The 9938-nt window shown below is 69.8% G+C and carries 8 protein-coding genes; 6 read left to right on the top strand and 2 right to left on the bottom strand.

Annotated features, from left to right (window positions below; genetic code table 11):
- Window positions 1-122 precede the first annotated feature (122 nt).
- Window positions 123-947 (bottom strand): basic amino acid ABC transporter substrate-binding protein, encoded by an 825-nt coding sequence (locus ACZ63J_RS16610; RefSeq protein ID WP_465333462.1) that lies wholly within the window; start codon window positions 945-947, stop codon window positions 123-125.
- Between the two features lie 148 nt (window positions 948-1095).
- Between ACZ63J_RS16610 and ACZ63J_RS16605 the strand changes: the two genes are divergently transcribed.
- Genes ACZ63J_RS16605 through ACZ63J_RS16595 form a run of 3 tightly spaced genes read left to right on the top strand, consistent with a single transcriptional unit; the run spans window position 1096 to window position 4551 of the window.
- Complete coding sequence (locus ACZ63J_RS16605) at window positions 1096-2754, top strand: circularly permuted type 2 ATP-grasp protein (protein WP_465400334.1); 1659 nt, start codon at window positions 1096-1098, stop codon at window positions 2752-2754.
- Between the two features lie 10 nt (window positions 2755-2764).
- The gene (locus ACZ63J_RS16600) at window positions 2765-3712 is read left to right on the top strand and encodes an alpha-E domain-containing protein (protein WP_465306781.1); all 948 of its coding nucleotides are present in this window, start codon (window positions 2765-2767) and stop codon (window positions 3710-3712) included.
- Entirely contained in the window at window positions 3709-4551 is an 843-nt protein-coding gene (locus ACZ63J_RS16595; protein ID WP_465399998.1) for a transglutaminase family protein, read from the top strand. The genes ACZ63J_RS16600 and ACZ63J_RS16595 overlap by 4 nt, the downstream gene beginning before the upstream one ends.
- Before the next feature lie 34 nt (window positions 4552-4585).
- Here ACZ63J_RS16595 and ACZ63J_RS16590 read toward each other — a convergent pair whose 3' ends face one another.
- Window positions 4586-6007 (bottom strand): M20/M25/M40 family metallo-hydrolase, encoded by a 1422-nt coding sequence (locus ACZ63J_RS16590; RefSeq protein WP_465399999.1) that lies wholly within the window; start codon window positions 6005-6007, stop codon window positions 4586-4588.
- Between the two features lie 373 nt (window positions 6008-6380).
- Here ACZ63J_RS16590 and pdhA point away from each other — a divergent pair, with 373 nt between their 5' ends.
- Genes pdhA through ACZ63J_RS16575 form a run of 3 tightly spaced genes read left to right on the top strand, consistent with a single transcriptional unit; the run spans window position 6381 to window position 9914 of the window.
- The gene (gene pdhA / locus ACZ63J_RS16585; protein ID WP_465333456.1) at window positions 6381-7586 is read left to right on the top strand and encodes a pyruvate dehydrogenase (acetyl-transferring) E1 component subunit alpha; all 1206 of its coding nucleotides are present in this window, start codon (window positions 6381-6383) and stop codon (window positions 7584-7586) included.
- On the top strand, window positions 7586-8578 hold the full coding sequence (locus tag ACZ63J_RS16580; RefSeq protein WP_465306773.1) for an alpha-ketoacid dehydrogenase subunit beta: 993 nt from the start codon (window positions 7586-7588) through the stop codon (window positions 8576-8578). The genes pdhA and ACZ63J_RS16580 overlap by 1 nt, the downstream gene beginning before the upstream one ends.
- 16 nt (window positions 8579-8594) lie before the next feature.
- On the top strand, window positions 8595-9914 hold the full coding sequence (locus tag ACZ63J_RS16575) for a dihydrolipoamide acetyltransferase family protein (RefSeq protein ID WP_465400000.1): 1320 nt from the start codon (window positions 8595-8597) through the stop codon (window positions 9912-9914).
- Window positions 9915-9938: the final 24 nt, after the last annotated feature.

Genomic DNA, 9938 nt, shown 5'->3' with positions numbered 1-9938 from the left:
CGCACTCGCCTCGGTGTTTGGTGCCGTCCGCCTTTCCCTCCCCCCCTCCACGGAAGACAAAAAGAAAAAAACCACCACTCCCTCGCCGCATCCCCCCCACCCCCCCCCCCCAGGCGGGGGTCTTACTGGGTGGGGTTACCGGGCAGCCAGGTCGGCGCCTTGCCGAACCACTTCTGGTAGATCTGGGCGTAGGTGCCGTCCGACACCGAGGCCTTCAGCGAGTCGTTGATCGCGGTCACCAGGGCGGAGTTGCCCTGCTTGACGCCGATCCCGTAGAACTCGTTCGTCTTGAACTCCTTCACCACGGCGGTGTCCGGGTTCGTCTTGACGAAGTCGTAGAGCACACCGTTGTCGTTGACGCCGGCGTCCACGGTGCCGTTCTTCACGGCCTGCTCTTCCAGGGCGAGGTCGTCGAACGTGACGATCTCGGCACCCTTCGCGTTCTCCTTGGCGTAGTCGGCGCCGGTGGTGGCCGACTGGACGCCGATCTTCTTGCCCGCGACGTTGCTGAAGTCCTTGATCGGCGAGCCGGCCTTGACCAGCAGGGCCTGCGTGGCCTCGAAGTACGGCTCCGAGAAGTCGAACTTCTGCTTGCGCTTGTCGGTGATCGTCATGCCCGCGGCGGCCAGGTCGCACTGGCCGCTGTTCATGGCCTCGCCGGACTCGATGTTCTCGAAGGCGATGTCGACGATGTTCTGCTGCACACCGAGCTTCTTCGCGACCAGGTCCACGAGGTCGACGTCGAAGCCGACGATCTTGTCGCCCTGCTTGACCTGGAACGGCTGGTAGGGCAGGTGCGTGCAGGTCGTGAGCTTGCCTGACGCGATGAGCTGGACACCGCCGGCCGCCGTGCCGCCGTCGTCGCCCCCGCACGCGGTCAGGGCGGCGGCCGCCAGGGCGAGCGCCGGGATCAGGGCGAGCGCCTTGAGTTGGGGTCCTCGGGCCACGTCGTCACTCCTCGTAGTTCTCAGTTCGTGAGAGCACGCATATTGCCACTCATCCATACCAAAGCACAGCACTGTCGAGTTACAGCGACGTTTCGCACCGCGCCCACCGGTGTGGGAGTGTCGCGCACGAAGGGGCACGTGAGTGAGGATGTCGTTCATGAACGCGACCCCGCCCCGGCTGCCCCCGTCCGGTCGACGTGCGCGGAAGGCGGCGACCAGCAGGATCACCCGGCCGGGGGCCCGGTTCGACGGGTACCTCTCCCCGGAACGCCCGCACGCGGGCGCCTACGACGAGATGTTCGCCGCCGACGGCACGGTCCGCGGGCCCTACCGGGCGCTGTACGACTCGATCGCCGCGCTCGACGCGCACGACCTCAACTCCCGGTCGCTCGCGCTCGACCGGGCGATGGTCGACCAGGGCATCACCTTCTCGCTGTCCGGCCAGGAGCGGCCGTTCCCGCTCGACCTGGTGCCGCGGGTGATCCAGGCCGCCGAGTGGTCGAAGCTCGAACGCGGGGTCGCCCAGCGCGTGCGCGCGCTCGAAGCGTTCCTCGCCGACATCTACGGCGACCGCCAGATCCTGCGCGACGGGGTGCTGCCGCGGCGGCTGATCACCTCGTGTGAGCACTTCCAGCGGGAGGCGTTCGGCATCAACCCGCCGAACGGCGTGCGCATCCACGTGTCCGGGGTGGACCTGGTGCGCGACGAGGAAGGCACATTTCGGGTGCTGGAGGACAACCTCCGCAACCCGTCCGGGGTGTCGTACGTGATGGAGAACCGGCGCACGATGGCCCGGGTCTTCCCGGACCTGTTCGCCCAGCACCGCGTCCGGCCGGTCGGCGACTACGCGTCGCACCTGCTGCGGGCGCTGCGGGCGGCGGCCGCGGCGAACGTCGCCGACCCGATGGTCGTGGTGCTCACCCCCGGCGTCTACAACTCGGCCTACTTCGAGCACTCGCTGCTGGCGCGGCTGATGGGTGTCGAGCTGGTCGAAGGCCGTGACATGTTCTGCCGCGACAACGTCGTCTACCTGCGGACCACCGAGGGCGAGCGCCAGGTCGACGTCATCTACCGGCGCATCGACGACGAGTTCCTCGATCCCGTGCACTACCGGCCGGACTCGGTGCTCGGCGTCGCCGGGGTGCTCAACGCGGCGCGCGCGGGCAACGTCGTCGTCGCGAACGCCGTCGGCAACGGCGTGGGCGACGACAAGCTCGTCTACACCTACGTGCCGGAAATGGTGAAGTACTACCTCAACGAGAAGCCGCTGCTGCCCAATGTGGACACCTTCCGGTGCTGGCTGCCGGACGAGTTCGACCACGTCATGGCGCACCTCGACGAGCTGGTCGTCAAGCCCGTCGAAGGCTCCGGCGGGTACGGGATCGTCTTCGGCCCGGAGGCGACGAAGAAGGAGCTCGACACGCTGCGCCGGAAGGTGCGCGCCCACCGGCGCGGCTGGATCGCGCAGCCGGTGGTGCAGCTCTCGACCGTGCCGGCCAAGGTGGACGACCGGCTCGCGCCGCGCCACGTCGACCTGCGGCCCTTCGCGGTGAACGACGGCAAGGAGATCTTCGTCCTGCCGGGCGGGCTGACACGGGTGGCGCTGCCGGAGGGCAGCCTGGTCGTCAACTCGTCGCAGGGTGGCGGCTCGAAGGACACGTGGGTGCTGGCGTCCCGCGCTTCGAGCGTCGAACGCGAACTGGAGCAACCGGCGCTCGGCGCGATGTCCACTGTGGACGGCCTGGCCGCCGAACAGGGGCCCGAGCTGTCGGCGTCCCAGCAGCAGCAACAGCAACAGCAGAGCTAGGGAGGTTCGAATGCTGGCACGCAACGCGGAGTCGCTGTACTGGATCGGCCGGTACGTCGAACGCGCCGACGACACCTCCCGGATCCTCAACGTCTCGGTCCACCAGCTGCTGGAGGACGCGACGGTCGACCCGGACCACGCGAGCCGTCAGCTCCTGGCCGTCCTGGGCATCGACACGCCCAACGGGGAGACGCTCGACGTCTGGAAGCTGACCGAGCTGGTGGCGTACGCGAAGGACAACCCGGCGTCGATCGTGGGCTCGATCAACTCGGCGCGCGAGAACACGCGCGGCGCCCGTGAGGTCGTCTCGACCGAGCTGTGGGAATGCCTGAACGCGACGTGGAACGCGGTGCCGGACCGGCAGCGGTACGCGCGCCGCGCCGGGCCGCACGCGTTCCTGTCGTTCGTGGAGGAGCGCGCGGCGATGTTCGCCGGGCTCGCCGACTCGACGATGTCGCGGGACGACGGCTGGCTGTTCATGGTGCTCGGCCGCTCGATCGAACGCGCCGACATGGTGGTGCGGCTGCTGCTGTCCCGGGTCGCGGACCGCGCGTCGTCGCCGGGCTGGATCACGGTGCTGCGCTCGGCCGGCGCGCAGGACACCTACCTGCGGACCTACCGGGGCGCGCTCGACGCCGGGCGGGTTGTCCAGTTCCTGTTGCGGGACACGCTGTTCCCGCGCTCGGTGTTCCACGCGCTGCGGCAGGCGGAGGAGTGCCTGCAACGGCTCGACCCGGGCGGCGGCTCGCGCAGCAACGAGAAGTCCGAGGCGCTGCGGGAGCTCGGCCGCGCCCGCAGCGAGCTCGAGTTCCTGCGCCCGTCGGACCTGCTGACCGACCTGCCGCGGCGGCTCGGGGCGCTGCAGACGTCGATCAAGGACATCGGCGAATCCGTGTCGATGCAGTACTTCAGCACGTCGCCGTGGGTGGCGTGGAGCGGTGCGGAGGTTTCGCTGTGACCTGGCAGCTGCGCGTGGCGCACCGGACGGGGTACCGGTACGCGACACCGGCGACGCAGTCGTACAACGAGGCGCGCCTGACCCCGCGGTCGGACCGCCGTCAGACGACGGTCGCGACGCGCATCGAGACGACCCCGGCGACCCGCGCCTACCGGTACACCGACTACTGGGGCACGGTCGTCACGTCGTTCGACCTCCACGCGCCGCACACGGAGTTCACGGTGCTGGCGACGTCGGTGGTCGAGACGGCGGACGAAGCCGAGCCGATCCGCACGGCGACGTGGAAGGACCTGCGGTCGGACACGGTCGTCGACCACCGCACGGAGTACCTGACCCCGACCGACTACACCCCGCGTGACGTCGCTCTGGCGCGCGAGGCCCGTTCGCTGCGGACCGGGCTGGATCCGGCGGACGCGGTGCTGGCGGTGTGCGAGTGGGTGCACAAGCAGCTGAAGTACCAGCCGGGCACCACCGGTGTGCACTCGACGGCGACGGACGCGTGGAAGGCGCGCGAAGGCGTGTGCCAGGACTTCGCGCACGTGACGCTGGTGATGCTGCGCGCGATCGGCGTCCCGGCGCGGTACGTGTCCGGGTACCTGCACACCAAGCGGGACGCGAAGCTCGGCGAGGTGGTCGAGGGTGAGTCGCACGCCTGGGTCGACGTCTGGACCGGCGGCTGGTGGGCGTACGACCCGACGAACGCGATCCCGGTCGGCCCGCGGCACGTGTGGGTGGCGATGGGCCGGGACTACGCCGACGTGGCGCCGTTGAAGGGCATCTTCACCGGCGGCGGTCAGTCCACTTTGGACGTCTCGGTCCACCTGACCCGGCTGGCGTGAGCGGCGCTCTCCCGGGAGAGCGCCGCTCACGGAGTCAGCCTCGGGCGTGGGCGTCCAGGATGTGCGCGACGGCCTCGGTGACCTGCTGCGCATACTCGAGGTGCAGCCACTCGTCGGGCACGTGGATGTTCGAGTCGGACCCGCACGCGCCGGTGACCAGGAACTGCGCCTCCGGGTACTTCCGGGAGAGCAGGCCCATGAACGGGATCGAGCCGCCCATGCCGGTCGCGCGGTGCGGCTGGCCGAACACGTCGTCACTGACCGTGCGCAGGGCCGCCGTCAGCCACGGGGACTCGGTCGGCGCGTTCCAGCCGTCCTCGGACTGCGGGTTGTCGCCGAAGGTCACCTTCGCGCCGTACGGGACGTCCGTGGTCAGAGTCCGCTTCACGGCTTCGAGTGCCTTCGCGGCGTCAGCCGTCGGCGGGAGGCGGAAGCTCAGCGTCAACGTCGTGCTCTCGCGCAGGACGTTGCCCGCGTCGGCCGGCTTCGGGAAGCCGTCGGCGCCGATCACCGACAGCGTCGGGCGCCACGCGTTGTTGAGCATCAGCTCCAGCGCGTCTTCGGTGATCACGCGCCCGCCTTCGACCAGCGGGAACGCCTTCGACAGCGCCTCGGGGAAGTCCTGCGAGACGGCCTTCAGCTCCGACAGCCGGTTCGCCGGGACGTCGACCTTGAGCTCGTCGAGCAGCAGCTCACCGGTCGCGCTGTCCTCGAGCCGTTCGATCAGCTTCCGCAGCACGCGGAACGAGCTGGCGACGACGCCCGACGCGATGCCCGAGTGCTGGGCCGAGCCCAGCAGCTGCACGGTGACGTCCAGGTGCAGCATCCCGCGCAGGCTCGTGACCAGCCACAACCTCTCGTAGTCGCTGCCGCCGGCGTCGAGGCAGATCACCAGCGACACCGCACCGATGCGGTCGGCCAGGTGGTCGACGTACGCGGGGAGGTCGGGGCTGCCGGACTCCTCGCCCGTCTCCAGCAGCACGACGATGCGCGCGTGCTCGCCGCCGGCCGCGTGGACGGCTTCGATCGCCGCCGTCGCCGCGTAGCCGGAGTAACCGTCGTCGACCGAGCCGCGGCCGTAGAGCCGGCCGTCGCGGATCACCGGCGTCCACGGGTCGAGGCCCTCGGACCAGCCGCCGACCGGGGGCTGCTTGTCGAGGTGGCCGTACATCAGGACGGTGCCCTGGTCCGCCGCGCCCGGGGTCGCCGGGACGTCGACGAGCAGCAGGGGGGTCCGGTCTTCGAGCCGGACGACCTCGAGCTTCGCGCCGGGCAGCTCGCGCGCGGCGATCCACTCGCGGACGTGGTCGACGGCGGCGGCCAGATGCCCGCTCTTCGCCCATTCGGCGTCGAAGGCCGGGGACAAGGCGGGGATCGCCACCAGCCCGGACAGACTCGGGATGACGTCGTCGGTCCAGGTGGACACGACGGATTCACGAACGGATTTGTGCTCCACGAGATCCATCGTGCCATGGGCGTCCCGGCGTGCGGCACATCACAACGACGTCCCCCGAGCAGGTGATCACGCAGGCGCACGGCCGTGTGCGCGTGCGGCCACGCCTGGTGAACGGGCGGACCGATTCCCTACTCTCGTAGGTCCGATGCTCGGGCTTCCTAGCGTTTTCCCTGTTCAGAGCCCCTTTCTCAGCAACAAATCAGCAACCGCGTCTGACCAAAGCCACGACCTTCGTGCCAGGATGTCGGCGTGAACCGTCAACGCCGACGGTGACCGAGCGCTTCGGAGACCCGAGACGCTGGTCCCCGCCGGTGCAGTCGCTGTGGTCGCCACAAGCGGCCGCCAGAGGCACCGACACCGAGGAGTACCGCCCATGCCGTCCGAACAGTGGACGCACCCGGAGCCTGGAGACGGGCCGGCCGCCGTCGCGGCCCAGCCGTCCCCCGAGCAGGTGATCGCCGGATTGCGAGCGACCAGCGAAGGTGGCGCTGAGCTGACTCAGCTGCTCACCCCCGAAGGCGAGCGGGTCCCGTCGCCGCAGTTCGACAAGTACGTCGACGACGTCGACGACGAAGCCCTGCGCCAGCTGTACCGCGACATGGTGCTCGTCCGCCGCGCGGACCGCGAGGCCAACGCGATGCAGCGCCAGGGCCAGCTCGGCATCTGGGTCCCGCTGCTCGGCCAGGAGGCCGCGCAGATCGGCTCCGGCCGCGCGCTGAAGAAGAACGACATGGCGTTCCCCAGCTACCGCGAGCACGGCGTCGCGTACGCGCGCGGGGTCGACATGAAGGACCTGCTGGGCATCTTCCGCTGCACCGACCACAGTGGCTGGGACTACCAGGGCACGGGCTTCCACCCGTACACCATCGTGATCGGCAACCAGGTGCTCAACGCCGCCGGCTACGCGATGGGCCAGAAGTTCGAGGGCAAGGTCGGCGACGACGACGGCGAAGCGACGATCTGCTACTTCGGTGACGGCGCGACCTCGCAGGGCGACGTCCACGAAGGATTCGTCTGGGCCGCGGTCTACGACGCGCCGCTCGTGTTCTTCTGCCAGAACAACCAGTGGGCGATCTCCGAGCCGACCGAGCGCCAGTCGCGCCTGCCGCTCTACCAGCGCGCCCGCGGGTACGGCTTCCCCGGCATCCGCGTCGACGGCAACGACGTCCTGGCCTGCCTCGCGGTGTCCCGCTGGGCGCTCGACGAGTGCCGCCACGGCAACGGCCCGGTCCTGATCGAGGCGTTCACCTACCGGATGGACGCGCACACGACGACCGACGACCCGTCGCGCTACCGGCTGTCCGACGAGCTCGAAGAGTGGAAGCTCAAGGACCCGATCGAGCGCGTCCGGGCGTTCCTGGCCCGCAAGGGCGGCGCCGACCACGACTTCTTCGACCAGGTCCAGGCCGAGGCCGACGCCTTCGCCGCGGACCTGCGCGAGTACACGTTCAACATGCCCGAGCCGCCGCCGGAGCGGATCTTCAGCAACGTCTACGCCGAGGGCAACCCCGTCCTCGAGGCGCAGCGCGAAGAGTTCCTGTCCTACCTCGACGGCTTCGTATCGGCGGGTGAGCACTGATGACCGACCTCCAGAAACTCACCATCGGCAAGGCGCTCAACCTCGGCCTGCGCCGCGCGATGGAAGAAGACCCCAAGGTCCTGATCATGGGTGAGGACGTCGGCAAGCTCGGCGGCGTCTTCCGGATCACCGACGGCCTCCAGAAGGACTTCGGCGAGCAGCGCGTGCTGGACACGCCGCTCGCGGAGTCCGGCATCATCGGCACCGCGGTCGGCCTGGCCGTGCGCGGCTTCCGGCCGGTCTGCGAGATCCAGTTCGAGGGCTTCATCTTCCCCGGGTTCGACCAGATCTCGTCGCAGCTGGCGAAGCTGCACTACCGGACGCAGGGCAAGGTCAAGATGCCCGTCGTGATCCGGGTGCCGTTCGGCGGCGGGATCGGCGCGGTCGAGCACCACTCGGAGTCGCCCGAGTCGCTGTTCGCGCACATCCCGGGCCTGAAGGTCATCTCGATCGCGAACGCCGTCGACGCCTACTGGGGCATCCAGCAGGCCATCAAGTCCGACGACCCGATCCTGTTCTTCGAGCCGAAGCGGCTGTACCACTCGGGCGCGCTGCGCGCGGAGATCGACACCGACGCCGCGGCGCCGCGGGTGTTCTCCTCGCAGGTCGTCCGCGAGGGCACCACGGCCACGGTCGTCGCGTACGGCCCGTCCGTGAAGGTCGCGCTCGACGCGGCCGCCGCGGCCGAGGACGAGGGCAAGTCCCTCGAGGTCATCGACCTGCGCACGCTCTCGCCGCTGGACCTCGGCCCGGTGTTCGAGTCGGTGCGCAAGACCGGCCGGCTCATCGCGCTGTCGGAGGCGCCGTCCGAGTCGTCCCTGACGTCGGAAATCGCCGCGCGTGTCCAGCAGGAGTGCTTCTACTCGCTGGAAGCGCCCGTCCTCCGGGTGACCGGGTTCGACACGCCGTACCCGCCCGCGAAGCTCGAGGAGCACTACCTCCCCGACCTGGACCGGGTGCTGCACGCCGTCGACCGCTCACTCGCCTGGTAAGGGGGATTTCCGCGTAATGCCCACGTACAAACAGTTCCCCCTCGCCGACACCGCGGAGGGGCTGACCGAAGCCGACATCCTGTCGTGGCACGTGAAGCCGGGTGACACGGTGACGGTCAACCAGATCGTCGTCGAGATCGAGACCGCCAAGGCCGCCGTCGAGCTGCCGATCCCGTGGGCCGGTGTGGTCACGGAGCTGCACGTCGAGCCGGGACAGACGGTGGAGGTCGGCACGCCGATCCTCACCATCGACGTCGACCCCGGAGGCGCGGCCGCTCCGGTCGCGGCCCCTGCTCCCGCGGCCGCGCCTGCCGAGGAAGAGGAGATGAAGCCGCTGGTCGGCTACGGCTCCAAGGCGGTCGTGACCCAGCGGCGGGCCCGGAAGGGTGCTGCTCCCGAGCCGGTTCCGGCGGCTGCCGTCGCCGCTCCTCCTGCTCCTGCGCCTGCGCCTCGGGGCGGTTACGTCCCGCTGGCCAAGCCGCCGGTGCGGAAGCTCGCGAAGGACCTCGGCGTCGACCTGCACGCGCTGACCGGCACCGCATCGGGTGGCGTCATCACGCGTGACGACGTCGAGCGCGCGGCGAACGGTTCGGCTGCTCCGGTGGCGTCCCCTGTGGACAGTGGTTACGACCCGGCCACCCGCGAGCGGCGCGTCCCGATCAAGGGCGTCCGCAAGATGACCGCGGCGGCGATGGTGCAGAGCGCGTACACCGCTCCGCACGTCACGGAGTTCCTGACCATCGACGTCACGCCGATGATGGAGTTCCGCGAGAAGCTGAAGAAGTCGCGGGAGTTCGCCGGCGTGAAGGTCACGCCGCTGACGTTCGCGGCGAAGGCCGTCTGCCTGGCGGCGAAGCGCACGCCGGACATCAACGCGGTGTGGGACGAAGCGGCGCAGGAGATCGTCTACAAGGACTACGTCCACCTCGGGATCGCGGCGGCCACGCCCCGCGGCCTGATCGTGCCCAAGGTCCGTGACGCCGACTCGCTGTCGCTGAAGGAGCTCGCGGGCGCGCTGACGACCTTGACGGACGTCGCCCGCGAAGGCAAGACGTCCCCGGCCGACATGGCGAACGGCACGATCACGATCACCAACGTCGGCGTCTTCGGCGTCGACACCGGCACGCCGATCATCAACCCGGGCGAGTCCGCGATCCTGTGCCTCGGCGCGATCAAGGACCAGCCGTGGGTGGTCGACGGCGAGATCAAGGTCCGCAAGGTGCTCCAGCTGTCGCTGAGCTTCGACCACCGGGTGGTCGACGGCCAGCAGGGCTCGGAGTTCCTGGCCGACGTCGGCGCCCTGCTGGCCGACCCGGCCATGGCGATGACGTACTGAGAGGTCCGTGGAGGGGTGCCGCGA

The sequence above is a fragment of the Amycolatopsis sp. NPDC104863 genome, assembly GCF_055582965.1.
This window is presented reverse-complemented; position numbering and strand designations above follow the sequence as displayed.